Source organism: Microbispora amethystogenes, assembly GCF_016863015.1.
In the GTDB taxonomy this organism is placed as follows: Bacteria; Actinomycetota; Actinomycetes; order Streptosporangiales; family Streptosporangiaceae; genus Microbispora; species Microbispora amethystogenes.
The window spans coordinates 34,923-52,934 of the sequence record NZ_BOOB01000058.1 but is presented as its reverse complement, the minus strand read 5'-3'; the positions used below and the strand labels follow the sequence as shown (position 1 = coordinate 52,934).

General features: G+C 71.8%; 16 protein-coding genes. 9 read left to right on the top strand and 7 right to left on the bottom strand.

Annotation, left to right across the window (positions count from 1 at the left end):
* Positions 1-946 precede the first annotated feature (946 nt).
* Positions 947-3,382, bottom strand: a complete 2,436-nt coding sequence (gene pepN / locus Mam01_RS32185) for an aminopeptidase N (RefSeq protein ID WP_239101785.1) — start codon at positions 3,380-3,382, stop codon at positions 947-949.
* 245 nt (positions 3,383-3,627) lie between these two features.
* Between pepN and Mam01_RS32180 the strand changes: the two genes are divergently transcribed.
* The 3 genes from Mam01_RS32180 (at position 3,628) to Mam01_RS32170 (ending at position 6,693) form a co-directional block, all read left to right on the top strand.
* Positions 3,628-3,924, top strand: coding sequence for an ArsR/SmtB family transcription factor (locus Mam01_RS32180; protein WP_239101787.1), 297 nt, complete (start codon positions 3,628-3,630; stop codon positions 3,922-3,924).
* A 371-nt stretch (positions 3,925-4,295) separates the two neighbouring features.
* Entirely contained in the window at positions 4,296-5,396 is a 1,101-nt protein-coding gene (locus Mam01_RS32175) for a GTP-binding protein (protein ID WP_275409120.1), read from the top strand.
* A 61-nt stretch (positions 5,397-5,457) separates the two neighbouring features.
* Positions 5,458-6,693, top strand: a complete 1,236-nt coding sequence (locus Mam01_RS32170) for a GNAT family N-acetyltransferase (RefSeq protein WP_204288941.1) — start codon at positions 5,458-5,460, stop codon at positions 6,691-6,693.
* Positions 6,694-6,774: 81 nt separating this feature from the next.
* Here the strand turns inward: Mam01_RS32170 and Mam01_RS32165 are convergent, their stop codons facing one another.
* Positions 6,775-7,044 carry a GlsB/YeaQ/YmgE family stress response membrane protein gene (locus Mam01_RS32165; protein WP_150939690.1) on the bottom strand — a complete coding sequence of 90 codons (270 nt, stop codon included), beginning with the start codon at positions 7,042-7,044 and terminating at the stop codon, positions 6,775-6,777.
* Between the two features lie 170 nt (positions 7,045-7,214).
* Here Mam01_RS32165 and Mam01_RS32160 point away from each other — a divergent pair, with 170 nt between their 5' ends.
* On the top strand, positions 7,215-8,204 hold the full coding sequence (locus Mam01_RS32160) for an L-threonylcarbamoyladenylate synthase (RefSeq protein WP_239101784.1): 990 nt from the start codon (positions 7,215-7,217) through the stop codon (positions 8,202-8,204).
* Positions 8,205-8,230: 26 nt separating this feature from the next.
* On the opposite strand, the gene Mam01_RS32155 is transcribed toward Mam01_RS32160, so the two are convergent.
* The 3 genes from Mam01_RS32155 to Mam01_RS32145 all read right to left on the bottom strand — a co-directional run bounded on the left by Mam01_RS32155 (position 8,231) and on the right by Mam01_RS32145 (position 12,681).
* Positions 8,231-9,601 carry an acyltransferase family protein gene (locus Mam01_RS32155; RefSeq protein WP_204288939.1) on the bottom strand — a complete coding sequence of 457 codons (1,371 nt, stop codon included), beginning with the start codon at positions 9,599-9,601 and terminating at the stop codon, positions 8,231-8,233.
* Positions 9,602-9,728: 127 nt separating this feature from the next.
* A complete protein-coding gene (locus tag Mam01_RS32150; RefSeq protein WP_204288938.1) occupies positions 9,729-12,242 on the bottom strand; it encodes a cation-translocating P-type ATPase in 2,514 nt (837 codons plus the stop codon).
* A 154-nt stretch (positions 12,243-12,396) separates the two neighbouring features.
* The gene (locus Mam01_RS32145) at positions 12,397-12,681 is read right to left on the bottom strand and encodes a hypothetical protein (RefSeq protein WP_425563130.1); all 285 of its coding nucleotides are present in this window, start codon (positions 12,679-12,681) and stop codon (positions 12,397-12,399) included.
* Between the two features lie 139 nt (positions 12,682-12,820).
* Between Mam01_RS32145 and Mam01_RS32140 the strand changes: the two genes are divergently transcribed.
* Positions 12,821-13,522, top strand: a complete 702-nt coding sequence (locus Mam01_RS32140) for a CBS domain-containing protein (RefSeq protein WP_204288937.1) — start codon at positions 12,821-12,823, stop codon at positions 13,520-13,522.
* Positions 13,523-13,556: 34 nt separating this feature from the next.
* Here the strand turns inward: Mam01_RS32140 and Mam01_RS32135 are convergent, their stop codons facing one another.
* Positions 13,557-14,408 (bottom strand): universal stress protein, encoded by an 852-nt coding sequence (locus tag Mam01_RS32135; protein WP_204288936.1) that lies wholly within the window; start codon positions 14,406-14,408, stop codon positions 13,557-13,559.
* A gap of 201 nt (positions 14,409-14,609) precedes the next feature.
* On the opposite strand from Mam01_RS32135, the gene Mam01_RS32130 reads away from it, so the two are divergent.
* Together Mam01_RS32130 and Mam01_RS32125 are read left to right on the top strand one after the other, a co-directional pair.
* Positions 14,610-15,032 carry an Hsp20/alpha crystallin family protein gene (locus Mam01_RS32130; RefSeq protein ID WP_204288935.1) on the top strand — a complete coding sequence of 141 codons (423 nt, stop codon included), beginning with the start codon at positions 14,610-14,612 and terminating at the stop codon, positions 15,030-15,032.
* Positions 15,033-15,211: 179 nt separating this feature from the next.
* A complete protein-coding gene (locus tag Mam01_RS32125; RefSeq protein WP_204288934.1) occupies positions 15,212-15,670 on the top strand; it encodes a hemerythrin domain-containing protein in 459 nt (152 codons plus the stop codon).
* A 326-nt stretch (positions 15,671-15,996) separates the two neighbouring features.
* Here Mam01_RS32125 and Mam01_RS32120 read toward each other — a convergent pair whose 3' ends face one another.
* On the bottom strand, positions 15,997-16,413 hold the full coding sequence (locus Mam01_RS32120) for an arsenate reductase ArsC (protein ID WP_204288933.1): 417 nt from the start codon (positions 16,411-16,413) through the stop codon (positions 15,997-15,999).
* Between the two features lie 206 nt (positions 16,414-16,619).
* Between Mam01_RS32120 and Mam01_RS32115 the strand changes: the two genes are divergently transcribed.
* Together Mam01_RS32115 and arsB are read left to right on the top strand one after the other, a co-directional pair.
* Positions 16,620-16,934 carry an ArsR/SmtB family transcription factor gene (locus tag Mam01_RS32115; RefSeq protein WP_204288932.1) on the top strand — a complete coding sequence of 105 codons (315 nt, stop codon included), beginning with the start codon at positions 16,620-16,622 and terminating at the stop codon, positions 16,932-16,934.
* Entirely contained in the window at positions 16,931-18,004 is a 1,074-nt protein-coding gene (arsB, locus tag Mam01_RS32110) for an ACR3 family arsenite efflux transporter (RefSeq protein ID WP_275409119.1), read from the top strand. The genes Mam01_RS32115 and arsB overlap by 4 nt, the downstream gene beginning before the upstream one ends.
* Positions 18,005-18,012: the final 8 nt, after the last annotated feature.

The window sequence follows — 18,012 nt, the reverse complement described above, 5'->3', positions numbered from 1 at the left end:
CGAGGTGCGGGCCGAGCTGGGGTTCCCGACGCACGCCGCACTCGTGCGGGCGCTGCACCCTGAGGTGGATCGGTTCGTCGGCCACGCCCGGAGCTGGCTCGACGCCACGCGGCCGGCGTTCCTCAAGCGATGGGACGACTGGCGGGTCCGCGACGCGATCTCCACCCCGTCCATGGGGGACGCCCGCCTCGTCGCCGCACGCGCCGTCCTGCCCGAGGGCGCCGGCGACGCGCTCGACGGCGTCCGCTCCACCGTACGCGCGTGGGGTTTCGGCGGATGTCTGGACCGCGTCGTCGTCGACGACGTCGCACGGCCCGGCAAGTCGGGCACGGCGTTCTGCTCGCCGGTCGCTCCGCCGGCCGACGTGCGTGTGTCCGTCACGCCGGGCACGACTCTGGGGCACCACGCCACGCTGCTGCACGAGTTCGGGCACGCGCTGCACTTCACCGCGGGCACCCGGCACCCCGCCGACCTGTGGCGCACGCATCCGGCGCTGACCGAGGCGTTCGGCTTCACCCTGGAAGGGGTGGTCCGGCGGCCGGACTGGCAGCGGCGCCACCTCGGCGTCACGGTGGACGCCGAGGCCGTGGAGCGCCTGGCCTTCGCGCGCGAGCACGTCCGGCGCCTGGTGGCGACCAGCCTCTGCTACGAGATGGCCGTCCACGACGGCCACCCGGACCCGGCCGCCGAGTACGCGCGCTCGTACGAGCGGGAGTTCGGCGTCGCGGTGGACCGGGGGGCCGCGTGGGATCGGCTGCAGACCTACCTGGAGGGCAAGCCCTGCTACCCGCTGCTGTATCACCAGGCGTTCGCGCTGCGCGAGACGCTCTGGGACCACCTGGCCGGCCGGGCGGGGGAGCGGTGGTACGCGGGCCCGGACGCCGGGCCGGCCATGCGGGAGCTGTTCGAGAGGTTCGCCCAGGGCGTCGGCGCGGAGGATTGGCTGTCACCCGGCGGCGTCGCGCTCGGACAGGTCCACGGCGAGGGCGAGCTCGGCCCTGGCCGCGCCGGTAAGCCTGACGAACCGGTCGTCGGCGGGCAGGCCGTCGATCATTTCGAGCGTGCGCCGTGAGACCGGCCAGGAGGGGAACATCCGGACGGCGACCGTACGCGCCGGTTCCCGGTCTCCGGCGGCGGCCAGCAGCGGGGGGACGTCCCGCGCGTAGCGCCGGGCGAACGGCGCGAGCAGGTGATGGTGCGCGGGGTGGGCGAAGCCGTCGGCCAGCGCGCGGACCTGTGCGACGCTCCCGCTGCCGAGGATGGTCGTCCACGCCCGCTCCTTGGCCTCCCCGGTGGGCACCGACGCGTGGAGCCGCTCGGCGAGCCGTTCACCCACGGCGGTGAACGCGCCGGTGACGTCGTCCAGAGGCTCGCCGTGCGCGACCAGGCACCGGGCGAGCCTCTGGCGTAACGCGTCGTCCACGTCGATCGGTGCTGCTCCGTGGAACCATTTCCGCACCGTGCCGACGTGGGCGTCCGTCAGCGCCGCGTCCGCGACCGCCCGCGCCGCCGCCAGCCTCTGGTCCGCGTCGCCGTCCGTGTCGCCGTCTGTGCCGCCTTCCGGGGCGCCGACGACGTCCAGCAGGCGGTCCACGTACGACGGCCAGCCGTGGGCGCGGGCCCAGCCCTGCTCGGTGTAGGCCGTCAGCACGGTGGCGGCCCGGACGAGGAGCCGCTGGAACACGCCGATCTGCGTCTCCGCCGTCAGCCCGCCGAGGATCATCGTCAGGAACCGCCGCGGCGGCAGCTCCCCGTGCCGGACCATGTCCCACGCCGCCGTCCAGCAGAGCGAGCGGGCCATGGGATCGGCCAGCCGGCCGATCCGGTGGACGACCTCCTCGGCGGAGCGCGGGTCCAGCACGATCCGGCAGTACGTCAGGTCGCCGTCGTTGGGCAGCACCAGCGCGCCGGACCGGGCGCCGACGAGCGCGTCCACGCTCGTGCGCGGGCCGTCGGCGTCGAGTTCGTGCCTCCGTACGCGGACGAGATCGCCGTGGCGGTCCTCCGCGTAGACGCCGACCGCGAGACGGTGCGGCCTCGGCGACCCGTCCTGGAGCAGGTCGAAACGCGTGAAACGCCCGGCCTCGTCGACGTCGAAGTCGGCCCGCACCTCGGTGAGCCCGGCCGTCGTCAGCCAGGCGTCCGTCCAGGCGGTCAGGTCCCGGCCGCCCGCCTTCTCCAGGGCGCCGAGCATCTCGGGCCGGCCGGCGGTGCCGTGGGAGTGGTCCGCGAAGTAGAGCCGCATGCCCTCCAGGAACGCGTCCAGCCCCAGGCGCGCCACGAGCTGGCGCAGCACGCTCGCACCCTTGTGGTACGTCAGTGCGTCGAATGCCGATCCGGCGGCGTCCACGTCGGGGACGCCGGTCACGACGGGGTGGGTGGAGGGCGACTGGTCCAGCAGGTACGCGTGCGCCTTCTTGCCGGCGGCGAAGTCGGCCCAGGCATCGGCGTCGTCCGTGAGCCGCGTCAGCGCGTGGACGCCCGCCCAGGTGGCGAACGCCTCGCTCAGCCACAGGTCGTCCCACCAGCGCAGCGTGACGAGGTCGCCGAACCACTGGTGGGAGATCTCATGGAAGATCATCTCGTCCCGGCGGCGGTGCGCGTACCGGGTCACCGCACGGTCGAAGACGAACGTCTCCGCGGCGAACACGCAGGCGGCGTTCTCCATGGCCCCGAAGTTGAACTCGGGCACGAAGCACAGGTCGAGCTTCCGGAACGGGTACGGCGTCGCGAACGCGTCGGCGAAGAACGTCACCCCCGCCCGGAGCCGCTCCAGCAGCGCGGCCGGGTCGAGGTGCGCCGCCAGGGAACGCCGGGCGTGCACCCCCAGGGGCACGGCGCCCGGTCGGTCCGCCGTCCACGACGCCCACGGGCCGGCCGCCACCGCCACGACGTACGTGCTGATCGGCGGGGTCGGCGCGAACCTGTGGACGCCCGGGGCGCTGGAAAGCACGGGGGCGTTGGACAGGACGGTCCAGCCGTCGGGAGCGGTCACGCCGATCGTGAAGGGCGCCTTGAGGTCGGGCTGGTCGAAGCAGGCGAACACCCGGGGAGCGTGGCCGGGCTGCAGGTGGCTGTAGACGTACACCTCGTGGTCGGCCGGGTCGGTGAACCGGTGGAGGCCCTCGCCGCCGGTGGAGAAGTCGTAGTCCGCCTCCACGGTCAGCTCGTTGACGGCCGCCAGATCGGGCAGCCGGATCCGTCCCGCGCCGTCGTACTCGACCGGCCGTCCGTTGAGCAGGGCGGACCGCACCCGCCGGGGCAGCGCGTCCGCCCAGCTGGAGGCACCTGGCCGGGCGCAGGTGAAGCGGATCGTGCTCCTGGACCGGAACACCGGTTCATCGGTCCGGCTCAGGTCGACGTGGAGGTCGTAGGACCGCACGCGCAGCAGGGCGCCACGCTCCGTCGCCTCGGCGTGGGTCAGCGGGGGACGCGGTATGACGAGACCTCCTGGGCGGAAGGGTTGTCTAGACTCGTGGGTGATGCGGCCGGGTGACCCACGCCCGGGGCGCTTAGGGAGAGGACCCGATCGCCATGGCCGAGCACGACGAGCCCGTGCTGCTGCCGCATGAGGATCTTCCCTCGGTCGAACCCGGTGTGCCGCGCCCGGCGCGGGTGACGGAGCCGATGACCCAGGAGCAGAGCGTCGCGCTCGCCGCGGGCTTCAAGGCGCTCGGCGACCCCGTACGGCTGAGGCTGCTCTCCCTCGTCGCCTCTCATCTCGACGGCGAGGCATGCGTGTGCGACCTCGTCGGGGCGTTCGACCTCACCCAGCCGACCATCAGCCATCACCTCAGGGTTCTCCGGGACGCCGGGCTCGTGACGTCGACTCGCCGGGGCACCTGGGTCTACTACCGGGTCGTGCCCGAGGCGCTCACCGCACTGACGGGCATCATCGCCCTGCCCTCCGTAGCCGCGAGATAGTCGCCGCAAGACAGGGCCGCCGCGAGACAGGCCGATCCGGCGGGCGGTCGTGTATCGATGCCGTCATCGCACACTGTCATCGCACGCTGTCATCGCACGCTGTCATCGTTGAATCGGTGCGCGAATAACATGCGAATTAATTCGTGACGATTATAGCACCTATATTGACGCTCATCAATACCTCTTTCCGGGCGATTGTTAATGATTTGTTGCCTGGCGTCAAGGCCCTTGACCTTGTGGAATAGAGGCTGTTAGCTGACTGCGGATCACTGAAACCACCTCGACTCCCTGTGACGCGAATACTCACTCGTGCCGTGCCATGCGGCGATATCTGTACGGAGCACCGTTACCAGAAGTGAGGCGAACGCCGGTTGATCACCTTCATGACCTTGAGCGGGTTTCTCGGAGCGGGCAAGACCACCACTCTCGTCGCGGTCGCGAAACATCTCCAGTCGCAGGGCCGCAGGGTCGCGGTCATCACCAACGACCAGGGCACCGAACTGGTGGACACCCAGCTCGCCAGGTCAGAGATCGCGGAGGCCGGCGAGGTCACGGGCGGATGTTTCTGCTGCCGGTTCGAGGACCTGCTGAACGTCGCGCAGCGCCTGGTCGACGGCCACAATGTGGACACGCTGCTCGCCGAGGCGGTGGGCAGTTGCACCGATCTGCAGGCCACCGTCATCCGGCCGCTCAGCGCCCACTACGGTGAACGTTTCACGCCCGCCCCTCTCCTGGTCGTCGTCGAACCGGAAAGGCTCGACGCGCTCCGTACGTCGCTGCCGCTGGACGACACAGAGTCGGACATGTCCTATCTGTTCGGCAAGCAGTTGCAGGAAGCCGACGTGATCGCGCTCAACAAGATCGACCTGCTCGGCGCGGCGGAGGCCGCCGCCGTCATCGCGGACCTGCGCGAGCGATACCCCACCGCCACCGTGCTCGGCTACTCGGCGAAAACCGGTGAAGGGCTGGAACACCTCGTGTCCCTCTGGCTGGGCTCGGAGCCCGTGGGGCGCGGCCTCGAGATCGACTACGACCGCTACGCCAACGCCGAGGCGGCGCTGGCCTGGCTGAACCTCAGCTTCGACGTGACGGCGGCGGAGGGCTTCGACCCGGACGCCTGGGCCCGTGCGCTGCTGGAGCACCTGTCCGCGACCGCCGCCCGCAACGGCTGGATGATCGGCCATGTGAAGGTCGGCCTGGAGTCCGCCGGTGACCTGAGCAAGGTGAGCGTGACCGCCGGCGGCGCCGAGCCGACCGTCGACGCCGTCGCGGGCAGGACGTTCACCGACGCGGAGGCACGGCTCAACGCCCGCGTCGCGTGCGAGCCCGACGAGCTCGACGCCGCGGTGGCCGAGGCGGTGGAGGTGGTGTCCGCCGCCACCGGCACGTCGGCCGTACAGAGCGCCGGCGTCCCGTCGTTCAAGCCCGGCTATCCACGTCCCACCTACCGGATCCCCGCCGCGGCAGGATGAGATGGAACCGGGGGCGGCCGGTGCTCGCCGCCGCCCCCGCCCGCGCGTGAAGGAGGCCGCCGTGGCCCATGAGGAGATCGTCGACCGCTACTCCAGGTTCGCCAGGACCGCGATGACCGGCCGGCCCGGCCCCGACCCCGCCTCATCGGACGACGCTTCCTTCGAGGAGGGCTGCTTCGGCGCCGCCGGCTACGACGACACCGACGCCCTGCCCGACGGCGCCCTGCGCGCCAGTCTGGGCTGCGGCAATCCCGTCGCCGTCGCCGACCTGCACGAGGGTGACGTCGTGCTCGACCTCGGCTCCGGCGGCGGGATCGACGTCCTGCTGTCCGCCCGCCGCGTCGGTCCCACCGGCAAGGTCTACGGCCTCGACGCCAGCACCGACATGCTGAGCCTCGCCCGCGACAACGCCGCACAGGCCGGCGTGACCAACACCGAGTTCCTGCACGGCACCATCGAGCACGTCCCCCTGCCCGGCCGTACGGTCGACGTGGTCATCTCCAACTGCGTCATCAACCTGTCCGACGACAAGGCCGCCACCCTGGCCGAGGCGTTCCGCGTCCTGCGCCCCGGCGGCCGCTTCGGCGTCAGCGACGTCGTCACCGACGACTCCGTACCCGACCAGGACCTGCGCCGCCGCACCGAGACCCGCATCGGGTGCACGGCCGGTTCCCTGACCGCCGGCGAGTATCGCGCCCTGCTCCTGGACGCCGGCTTCACCGGCATCACCATCACCCCGACGGCCGACCACGGCGACGGCGTCCACTCGGCCATCGTCAAGGCCGCCAAGCCGCCCGTCGCCCCCGGCTTCGAGATCCGCCCCATGCGGGCCGAGGACGCCGACCAGGTCCTGAGCGTCTACCAGCTCGGCCTCGACACCGGCCACGCCAGCTTCGAGACCACCGCCCCGACCTGGGAGGCCTTCAGTTCCGCCCGCCTCGGCCACCTGCGCTACGTCGTCGCCGACACCCGTACGGGCCGGGTGGTCGCCTGGGTGGCCGCCTCCCGCGTCTCCGCGCGTCTCGTCTACGCGGGCGTCGTCGAGCACAGCATCTACGTCCACCCCGATTACGGTGCCCGGGGCCTGGGCCGGGCCCTCCTGGACGCCTTCGTCGCCGCCAGCGAGGACGCCGGCGTCTGGACCATCCAGTCCGGCGTGTTTCCCGAGAACACGGCCAGCCTGGCCCTGCACCGGGCGGCCGGCTTCCGCGTCCTCGGCACCCGCGAACGCGTCGGCCGCCATCACGGCGTCTGGCGCGACGTCCTCATGATCGAACGCCGCAGCCCCGCCGTCTGACCTCACCGGCCCCGTCAGGGGCGGACGACCACGCCGGGGGCGGGCCCTTCAGCCCGCTCGCCCGGCGGGTGAACCGCGCCGTCACCGGGTGATGTGCTCGCGGTGCCGGGAGCCGCTGATGCTCTCGGCGACGCCGATCAGCGCCACGGAGGCGATGACGGCGACGACGAAGCCGAGCACGTTCAGTTCGAAGATGTCCCCCGTGCCGAGCAGGTTGGCGATGACACCGCCGATCACCGAGCCGGCCAGTCCGAGCAGCAGGGTGGCCAGGATGCTCAGGTGCTGCTTGCCGGGCTTGATGAGACGCGCCAGCGCCCCGATGATCAACCCTGCGACGATGAACCCGATCAATGCTCTGCCCTCCTGTTCAGGTCCTTCCGCACCGGCGGTCGGCCGGTGCCGTGCCTGACTCTCCGCTGCCCGGACGGCACCCGATAAACCTCGGCATGATCGCAAGCGGTGGCTCGCCGTCCCGGGAGGCCCCGGAACGCGGGCGGCGCGGGAGTGGGAGAATGGCGAGGGTGACGGCGAGAACCAGTGACATCGAGAAGGCGGCCGCTGTGCTGCGCGCCGGAGGCCTGGTGGCCCTTCCGACCGAAACCGTCTACGGTCTGGGCGCCGACGCCGAGAACCCCGCCGCCGTCGCCCGCGTCTTCGAGGTCAAGGGACGCCCGCCCACCCACCCGCTGATCGTCCACATCGGCGGCGCCGAGCACCTCGGCGACTGGGCCGAGGACGTCCCGGCGACGGCGCGCCTGCTGGCCGAACGGTTCTGGCCCGGGCCGCTCACGCTGGTTCTGCGGCGTGGCCGCCGGGTGCCTCTGGAGGCGACCGGTGGCCTGGAGACGGTGGCCCTGCGCGTGCCCGATCACCCCGTCGCGCTCGCGCTGCTGTCGGCCTTCGGCGGTGGTGTCGCGGCCCCGTCCGCCAACCGCTTCGGCTCGGTCAGCCCCACGACGGCGGACCACGTCCGCGCGGAGCTCGGTGACGCCGTCGACTTCGTGCTGGACGGCGGCCCGTGCGAGGTGGGCGTCGAGTCGACCATCGTCGACGCCACGGGCGACACCCCGAGCGTCCTTCGGCCCGGCGGCGTCACGCGCGAAGACCTCGAAGCGGTGCTGGGGCGCCCGCTCGCCGTCCACTCGACGAGCCGCGTACGAGTGCCGGGCCAGCATCCGTCGCACTACGCGCCGCGTGCGCGGGTCGTCCTGGTCGAGCCCGAGAAGGTCGTCGCCGAAGCGGAGCAGGCGCAGGAGCTCGGGCACCACGTGGGCGTCTTCCTTCCCCCGTCCCTCGCCGACGCCAAGGTGAAGGCGCACGCCGTGGTCGAGGTCCCCGCTTCGCCGGCCGCCTACGCGCGCGGGCTGTACGGGTTCCTGCGCGAACTCGACCTGCAGGGATGCGACCTCATCGTGGCGTCCCTGCCGGTGGAGGAGGGGCTGGGACTCGCGATCGCCAACCGCCTCCGCCGCGCCGCAGGCCCCCGCCCCTCCGGCACCGACACGGTCTGACGTTCCTGCCCGACCGCCCTCTGAGGTCACCGGTGGCGCGGTCCGTCCTCCGTGGCGGGAGGAGTCGAGCGCAGCAGGCGCAGGATCGCCGCGCAGGCGAGGTAGGTGATCAGCGCGACCGCCGGCATTCCGGAGACGGTGGGAGCGGTGCTGGGCCACAGGCTGTTGGCGAGCAGGGCGAAGGCGACTCCCGCGAATCCCGCCAGGGCCAGCCACAGCCGGACGACCCGACGGGCCGCCATGCGGGTGAGACCGGCCGGCACCGGTATCCCGAGCCGTCGGGCGCCGCGTGTCTCGATCGGACCGAAGATCGCGACGAGCGGTGCGAGGACGCTGGCGAACAGGACCAGCAACGGGATCCGCCAGGCCAGCCACGCGGCCGATCCGGCCTCAGGAGTCGGCACCACGCCCGCGACGTGAAGCGCGGCGACGAGCAGGATCGCGGCGGAGACGTGCCAGAGGAAGATCGTCATGATCACCGAGTTGACCGCGACCACGGCCGTCCACCGGCGGGTGTGCCGCAACCATCGCTCGCCCCGATCCCGCAGCAGCAGCGCGGCCCCGATCTGGGCGGCGGCGACCGCGAGCAGGGCCAGGCTGGGCGGGGACATGTTGTGCAGCCGCTCGCCCGGCACGTTGATCATGCTGATCGGGTAGGGGCCGGCGAGTGTGAGGAGGAGCAGCGCGCCGACCCCGCCGAGCAGGAGCGGCACGGCGACGCGTGGGCGGGCAAGCAGGCCGTCCCGCCAGGCGAAACCCATCTGGTGGACGGCCAGCCAGCCGAACAGGAAGTTGCCGTTCCCCCAGAAGTCGTGGCCGAGCAGACGGGCCACGTCGCCGGCGGCGACGAGCCCCACCAGCACCGGCGGGACGGCGAGCCCGTACCGGCGGTGGAGGGCGTGCATCGGCGGGGTCAGCACGACGACCATCAGGTAGGCCACGAGGAACCACAACGGGATCGAGGCGAGCCAGACCACCGTACGAACCCGGGCGGGGTCGGCGTCGAACAGGCAGGCCGCCAGCGCGCCGCCTCCCATCACCAGCACCAGGGCCGTGGTCGGGGGGACCAGCCGGCCGCTCCGCCTGATCAGCCACTCGGCGGCGTTCCCTCCGCGCCGCCGCTCCGCGGCCAGGGAGACCGCGTTCGCGTACCCGCCGACGAAGAAGAACACGGGCATCACCTGGACCACCCAGGTGAGTGGCTGCGCCCACGGCAGGTCCGGCAGCGCCGACCGGCCGGTCAGCTCGCCGTGCGCGTCGTAGCCGACCACCGTCGCCAGCCAGTGCCCGAGGACCACCGCGACGATCGACACGGCTCGCAGCAGGTCGACGAACCGCTCCCGCGACGGCGGCGTCCGCTCCGCGAGCCGCCGCACCTCCCACGACGCGGCCCCCATGTCCCGCATGTTCCCCGGCAGACGTGGAGATACCGGCGGACGAGAGCCCCATGGCACCGGGCGCCCTAGGTGCGGCCGGACACGCCGTCGCCCCGGCGGCGCTGGAAGCCGCACCGGGGAATTTTTGTCACCTCCGTCCTCCCGGGGCCGGACCGGATGGCGACACGACCAGTCCGGCCCGGTACCGCACCATGTCGCACACGATCACGGACAGCATGGCGGCGCCCAGCGCCATCGCCCAGCCGACGGGTGGCACAGGCACCAGGGCGAGCGGCGCGCCCAGCACGGGGATCACCGTCACCAAGATCTGCAGTGCCGCGGTGGCCGTCACCGCGACGAGGACCGAACGGCCTCGCCACCAGCCGCGCTCGAAGGTCCGGCGGCGGGCCCGGACGACGTAGGCGAGGGTCAGGCGGGCGAAGACCAGTGCGAGCACGGCCTGGCTGCGGACCTGTTCCTCACTCCAGCCGAGACGGCGGGCGACCTCGACGGCCGAGAAGACGAGAGCGCCGACGGCCACCGCTCGCAGCGCGATCCGGGTCAGGACCGGCCAGGAGAGCAGCCCTCCGGTGGGGCGCAGCGCCAGCGGGTCGCCGGCGGGCCGGTCGACGCCGAGCGCGATGGCGGGGATGCCGTCCAGCACCAGGTTGATCCACAGCAGCTGCACGGGAAGCAGCGGCACGACCAGATCCGGCCAGGCGATCAGGCCCGTGAGGACGATGAGGATCTCCGCGAGGTTGCCGGTGAGCAGGTATCCGACCATCGAGGACACGTTGTGGCGCAGTCGGCGTCCTTCGCGTACCCCTGCGACGATGGTGCCGAGGTCGCCGGTGGTGACGACGACGGAGGCCGCCTCCCGGGCCACGTCCGTTCCCTCCTCTCCGGCCATGGCCACCCCCACGTCGGCGTTGCGTAGTGCCGGGGCGTCGTTCACGCCGTCACCGGTCATCGTCACGACCTGGCCGTCCTCGCGCAGGGCGCGTACCAGGTCGAGCTTGGTGCCCGGGTCGACACGGGCCAGCACGGCCGCCTCGCGCAGCCGGGCCGACCGCTTCGAACACCCGTCGTCCGCACCTCCGAGGGCCTGGAGCGCGGCGCCCGTCACCACGGGTTCGGCGGTGATGCCGACCTCCTCGGCGATGGCGCGGGCGGTGTCGGCGTGATCACCGGTCACCATCACCACGCGGATGCCGGCGGCGCGGCAGTCCGTCACCGCCCGCGCCGCCGAGGGCCGGATCTCGTCACTGAGCGCGACCAGGCCCAGCGCGCGCAGCCCCGCGGCGTCCAGGTCGTCGGTGCGCTTGTCGGCGAGCGCGAGCACCCTCATGCCCCGGTCCGCCAGACCGGACACCGCTCGCGCCAGCCGCTCGGTCTCGGGGCCGGGGACGCACCGGGCGAGCACCACCTCCGGGGCCCCCTTGACGGTCAGCAGAGGCCTGTCCTCGTTCGTCGCGGTGATCACCGCCATCGACCTGGTCTCGGCGTCGAACGGCCGGGCGGCCAGCCGTTCCTCACCCGGTGGCGGCCGTAGTCCGTGCCGCTCGGCGGCCGCGGCGAGGGCCACGTCGACCGCGTCCCCCAGCCCGTCGCGGGCGTCGTTGCAACGCAGTGCGGCACGCCACAGGTCAATTTCGGACGCCGTGACGTGATCGGTCACGGTCAGGTGCCCGGTGGTCAGCGTGCCTGTCTTGTCCGTGGCGATGACGGTGGTAGCGCCGAGCGCCTCGATGGCCGGCAGCCGCCGGACGATCACGCCGAGCGCCGCCATGCGCTGGGATCCGAGGGCCAGCGCGGTGGTGACGGCGGCGGCCAGGCTTTCCGGCACGGCGGCGATGGCCAGCGCCACCCCTGCCAGGATGATGTCGAGGAGCGCGGCCTCGCCCCGCTGGACCCGGGTGAGCCCGATGAGGATCATCACGCCGCCCGCCATGACGGCGACCAGGCCGATCCGCCGCGACACCTGCGCGAGTTCCACCGCCAGCGGGCCCTTGACGCCGCCGCCCAGCGCGGAGGCGATGCGTCCCATCTCGGTACGGGCACCGGTGCGGGTCACCTCGGCGACGCCCGAGCCCCGGACGACGAGCGTCCCGGCGAACAACTCGTCATGGCGGTCGGCGAGCGTTCCGCCGGCCGCGTCTGCCCGCGCGGCCCGTTTGTCGGCCGACAGCGACTCTCCGGTCAGCATGGACTCGTCCACGCCCAGCCCGGTCGCCTCCGACAGCCGCGCGTCGGCGGGCACGCGGTCTCCGGCCGCGACCTGCACGACATCGCCCGGTACGACCTCGGCGGCGGGGATTCTCCGTACGACGCCGTCACGGACGACCTTGGCCATGGGCGCGGTGAGGGTGCGCAATGCCCGTACGGCATGGTCGGCCTTCGTCTCCTGGCTCACCCCGATGACCACGTTGACCAGGAGAATGGTCAAGATGGCCAGGCCCTCGGGAACCTCGCCGAGGACGATCAGGGTGACCAGTCCGGCGATCAGCAGCAGGATCGACATCGGGTCGGCGAGCTGGCGGGCGGCCCGGACGGGCAGGCGTGGCGGCCTCGGCTGCGAGAGCTCGTTCGGCCCGTACTCGGCCAGCCGCTCCGCTGCCGCACGCTCGCTCAGTCCGGCCGGCTCTCGCATGGTGATCCCCATGCACTCAAGCAGATCATCGAGACGTACGGGGAGGCCGCAGGCCAAAGGCACCCCGCCGGGGGACCTTCGGCCCACGCTGCCGCCCGCCGGTCACCGTCGTGGGGCGAAGTACCGACCGGATCGGTGCCCGACGTCCCCGCACCCCACCGCTCCGTCACTCGGCCATGCGGGCGGCCGTCTCGACGAGCCGGTTGGCGTAGCCCCACTCGTTGTCGTACCAGCCGAAGACCTTCACCAGTTCGCCGTCCGCCTGGGTGAGCGCGGAGTCGAACACGCAGGAGGCGGGGTCGCCCACGATGTCGCGCGACACGATCGGGTCAGTGCTGTAACGCAGCACGCCCTTCAGTTCCCGGTCGGCGGCGCCGTAGGCGGCCCAGTCGATGTGCGCCGGATCACTGTGCGCGGTGACCGGGATGCCGCGGCCGTCCACGTCGACCATCGTCCGTTCCGGCGCGGAGCGGCCGTAGAGGCGTAAGTGCCGCGGACAGAGGCGCAACAGCCCTCGTGCGAGGGCCTTCCGCCTCTCCGCGGGCGCGGGGTGGCGGCGATGGGATGCGGAGTGTCAAGAGGAGGAAGAGATGCGTGTGAAGGTCGCCCAGGTCATGGCCTCCGACGTCCCTGTGGTGGAGGAGAGCACGCCGTTCAAGATGGTCGCCCGGGTGCTGATCTCCGCGGACATGGGCGCCGTGCCCGTGGTCGACTTCGACCGCCGCGTCATCGGTGTCGTCACGGACGCGGACCTGCTGCTCAAGGAGGAGTTCAAGGATCAGTACGCCCACGAGGGCTACCAGCCGTCGCTGCGCGCCCGGCTGCGGCACCTCTTCGGCCGGCCGGGACGCGGCCGGCGCGAGAAGTCGCGCGGTGACACGGCCGCCGAGCTGATGACGTCCCCGCCCGTCACGATCGGCCCGGAAACGGCGGTGGTGTTCGCCCTCCGTCTCATGGACCGGCACGGCGTCACGCACCTGCCGGTCGTCGGGAAGGACGGCACACTGGAGGGCATGGTCGGCCGGCATGACCTGCTGCGGGTCTTCACCCGTCCGGACGCCGACATCGCCCGCGAGATCACGACCGACACGTTCGGCCGTTCCCTGTTCCGCGACCTGGCCATGGTGACCGTGACGGTCGACCAGGGCGTCGTGACACTGACCGGTCGCCTGCACTGGCGCAGCGACGCGCTGACGTGCACCCGGCTGGCACGCGGCGTGAACGGCGTGGTGGACGTGATCGACCACCTTGAGTGGGAGGAGGACGACACCCGCACATGGCGCCACCGCTGACCCGAAGGCCATCGGTCAGGGGGAGGTCACGTCCTCATCGGCCCGCGCGGACGACGGCCACGGGAACCGTCGCGTGGTGGAGCAAGGCCTGGGTGACCGACCCGAGGAGCAGCCCACTGAACTCCCCGTGGCCGTGAGAGCCGACGACCAGCAGGTCCGCGCCCTGCGACGCCTGCAGCAGCGCCTCCACGGGGTGGCGCCGGACGACCTCCTCGGTGACCCGCAGGTCCGGGTACGGCTCCCGCCGTCCGGCGAGGGCCTCGGCGACCATCCGCACCTGCGTCTGCTCGTCGTCGAAGTCGCCGGGCACCGGCGCCAGGCCACGGCCCGCGTCCAGCGGGCGGTAGGCGTGCACGACCCGCAGGCCGGCACCGAGCAGCGCCGCCTCGGCGAAGGCGAAGTCGAGTACGCGCGCGCAGGCGGCTGATCCGTCGATGCCCGCGACCACCTCTCCTCGCGGGGGCGCGGAAGGCTCCCGCACCACGACCACATCGCATGGGGCGCGCCCGGCCACGCCGTGCGCGACGGAGCCGAGGAGCAGCCCGCGGAACCCGCCCAGGCCGTGGTTGCCGACAACCAGCAGATCCGCCCCCGCGGACGCCTCGATGAGCGCCGGGCGCGGGTCGCCGGCCAGGATCGCGGTGTCGACCGGCACCTCGGGCGCCTCCGCCCGGACCCGTCCCACGGCGGTGGTCAGCACGTCGTCGGCACCATCGCGCATCCAGGCCGCGATCTTCGCGTACCGGCCCTGTGCGGTGCCGGAGGCGGCCCAGGCCGGGATGGCGTTGGCCACCCGGAGCGGGACGCCGCGCAGGTCGGCTTCCCGCGCCGCCCATGCGGCGGCTTCCAGCGCGGCACGCGAACCGTCGATGCCTACCACGATCATGTCGTCTCCCTCGTTCCGCATGCTCCTTCATGGAACGCCTTGTCCTGCCGGGGGTGCAGCGCTGAAGGTCCCGCGGGGCCGAGACCAACGACCCGAAGGCGGCCGGTGGTGTGAGGCCCTTCGGCTGGGACCTTCTGCTCTGCCGCGTACGCCGCCGCAGGTGTGTGCTTGGTCCGTCGGCATCGAGACAAGGAGGTCACGATGACCCTGATGGAGCGGAGTCCGGGCCGGTTCCCCTTCCCCGACCTGCTGGAGCTGCTGGAGAGCCCGGTCTACGGATTCCGGCCGTTCGGCCAGATCATCCGAGTGGAGGACTTCGTCGCGGACGGCCGGTACGTGCTGCGGGCGGAGCTGCCCGGCATCGACCCCGACAAGGATCTGGAGGTCGCCGTCGGGCACGGCGTGCTCCACATCCGGGCCGAGAAGACCAAGGAGGCCAAGGACACCAGGGAACCGCGCCGCTCCGAGATCACGTACGGCGCGTTCTCCCGCTCGGTCACGCTTCCCCCGACGGCCAGGGAAGAAGACGTGACGGCCGTCTACCGAGACGGAGTCCTGGAGGTCACCGTCGGCCTGGGGGAGGAGCACAAGACGGCGGACCGCAGGGTCGTCGTTCAGCACTGACCGCGAGGCAATCCCTCGCACCCCACCGTGGCCGTACGAGAACAAGTGGGGAGCCGGGCTCCCCACCCGTTCTCGTCGGCCGGCGGCCGTTGCCACCGAGGACCGGCACTGGCGGGAAGCGACATCGAGCACGTATCGAGGATCGAGGACACATGTGCGAATACTGCGGCTGTCAGGCTTTGACCGCGATCGGCGAACTGACACGTGAGCACGACGTGGTGGTCGACCTGATCGGAGACGCGCGCACGGCGCACACAGCCGGCGACGTGGACGGAATGGCCGCCATAGCCAGGCGCATCGCCGTGGTCCTCGGCCCGCACACCGAGGTTGAGGAGCACGGCCTGTTCCCCGCCATGGCCGTGGAGTTCCCCGACCACATCGCGGGGCTGGAAGCGGAACACCGGCGCGTCGAGGCCGTCGTGGGCGAGGCTGAGCACGGCACACCTGCCGACCCTGGCTGGCCGCTCAGGCTGCTCGACGTCCTGAACCTGCTGCGCGCCCACATCCTGAAAGAACAGGACGGGGTCTTCCCGGCGGCGCTGGCCTGTCTGAGCACCGCCGAGTGGGAAACCGTCGAGGCGGTCCGCGCTCGAGTCGGCACGTCGGCACAGGTCGCTGTCGGCCGGCCCCGGCGCTGATCACGACCTGTCAGCAGATCAGCGACATCGCCAGAGGCATCGCCGAGGTCCCCGCGGACCGTGAGAATGGGACCATTCGTCCGGCGAGTCGTCTGCGCGGACGCCTTCGCCGCGGTTCTCGTCACCGCCGACGGCTGGGCCTCGCGATCCCACTGGCCTCACGCCTGGCCCTCGGCGTCGCGCTGGTCACACGTCTATGACCATGCTGTGGCATCGTCCCGCCGAAGCGCACCCGCTGGCAGGAGGGTCGCGACGGGCGCTGCCGATGGCGCGGGCACGCCGCCCGGCCTCGCTGAGATGGGCAGTGGGCGACCAGAACGGCGGGATCAGCTTTCTTGCCGAATGCCGATCTCGGTGATCAGGGCCTGGACGCGGGCTTTGATCTCGTCGCGGATCGGGCGGACGGCCTCAACGCCCTTGCCGGCGGGGTCGTCGAGGGCCCAGTCGAGGTACTCCTTGCCGGGGAAGATCGGGCAGGCGTCACCGCAGCCCATGGTGATGACAAAGTCCGAGGCTTGGACGGCCTCGGGAGTGAGCACCTTGGGGCTCTGGTCGGAGATGTCGATGCCGACCTCCTTCATCGCCTCCACGGCGGCCGGGTTGACCTGCTCGGCGGGCAGTGACCCGGCGGAGCGGACCTCGATGCGGTCGCCGGCCAGGTGGGAGAGGAAGCCGGCGGCCATCTGGGAGCGTCCGGCGTTGTGCACGCAGACGAACAGTACAGACGCGACGGGAGCGGTCATGGGCATCTTCGTTCCTTCGTGCCGATGGGGTAGGGGCCCCGGGACATGGTGGCGAGCAGGTCGGTGATGTGCGCGTGAGTCGCGTCGCGGATCGCGCGAACCGCCTTCTGGGATGCGCCGTCGGGGTCGTGGATGGGCCGGTCGGGACAGCGGTGGCCGGGGCGTCAGGTTCACATCGGCACCGGCTGGTGTGAAAGTATCAGTACATGCTGATGTCAGTCGACACTGATCTATTGCGGGTGCTGGCCGATCCCCTGCGGCTGCGGATCGTGACCCTGCTCGCCCGGGAGACGCTGTGCACCACGCATCTGGTGGAGGAGACCGGCGCGCGGCAGACCAACCTGTCCAACCACCTGAAGGTGCTGCGGGATGCCGGGGTGGTGGAAACCGAGCCGTGCGGCCGGTTCACCTACTACCGGCTCAAGCCTGACGTCATCGCCGCTCTGGCGGGGCGGTTCGCCGACCTGGCCGAGACCGCTCACTTCACCGCCGCCGCCGACAGGAAGAGGGCCTGCCCATGACGGTCACCACCCCCGCACACGGTGGAGTGGTGGGCAAGCTTTCGCTCCTGGACCGCTTCCTGGCGGTGTGGATTCTGGCCGCCATGGCCGTGGGCCTCGGCCTGGGCCGCGCCGTCCCGGGCCTGAACGGCGTGCTGTCGAAGGTCGCGATCGGCGGTATCTCCCTGCCGATCGCCCTCGGCCTTCTGATCATGATGTATCCGGTGCTGGCCAAGGTCCGCTACGACAAGCTCGACGCCGTCACCGGTGACCGCCGCCTGATGATCTCCTCGTTGGTCGCCAACTGGGTCATCGGCCCAGCCGTGATGTTCACCCTGGCGTGGATCTTCCTACCGGACCTGCCGGAATACCGTACGGGCCTGATCATCGTCGGCCTGGCCCGCTGCATCGCCATGGTCATCATCTGGAACGACCTGGCCTGTGGCGACCGCGAGGCCGCCGCCGTCCTGGTGGCGCTCAACAGCGTGTTCCAGGTCCTGGCGTTCGGCCTGCTCGGCTGGTTCTACCTGCAGGTGCTGCCTGGCTGGCTCGGACTCGGCCAGGGACAGAACCTCGACATCTCCGCATGGAAGATCGCCCTCAACGTCGTCATCTTCCTCGGCATCCCGCTGCTCGCCGGATTCCTCACCCGCCGCCTGGGTGAGCGCCGGGTCGGCCGCGAACGCTACGAGAACGAGTTCCTGCCGAGGATCGGCCCCTTCGCGCTGTACGGGCTGCTGTTCACGATCGTGATCCTGTTCGCCCTGCAGGGCAAGACGATCACCTCCGAGCCCGCCGACGTCGCCCGCATCGCCCTGCCGCTGCTGGCCTACTTCGCCCTGATGTGGTTCGGCGCCTTCGCCCTCGGCAAGGCCCTGGGACTGCCGTACGACCGCACCGCCACGCTGGCCTTCACCGCGGCCGGCAACAACTTCGAGCTCGCGATCGCGGTCGCCATCGCCACCTTCGGCGTCACCTCCGGCCAGGCCCTGGCGGGGGTCGTCGGGCCGCTGATCGAGGTCCCCGTGCTGGTGGCGCTGGTCTACGTCTCCCTAGCCTGGCGCCGCAGATTCACCTCCACCGTACGGTGAAGATCGCC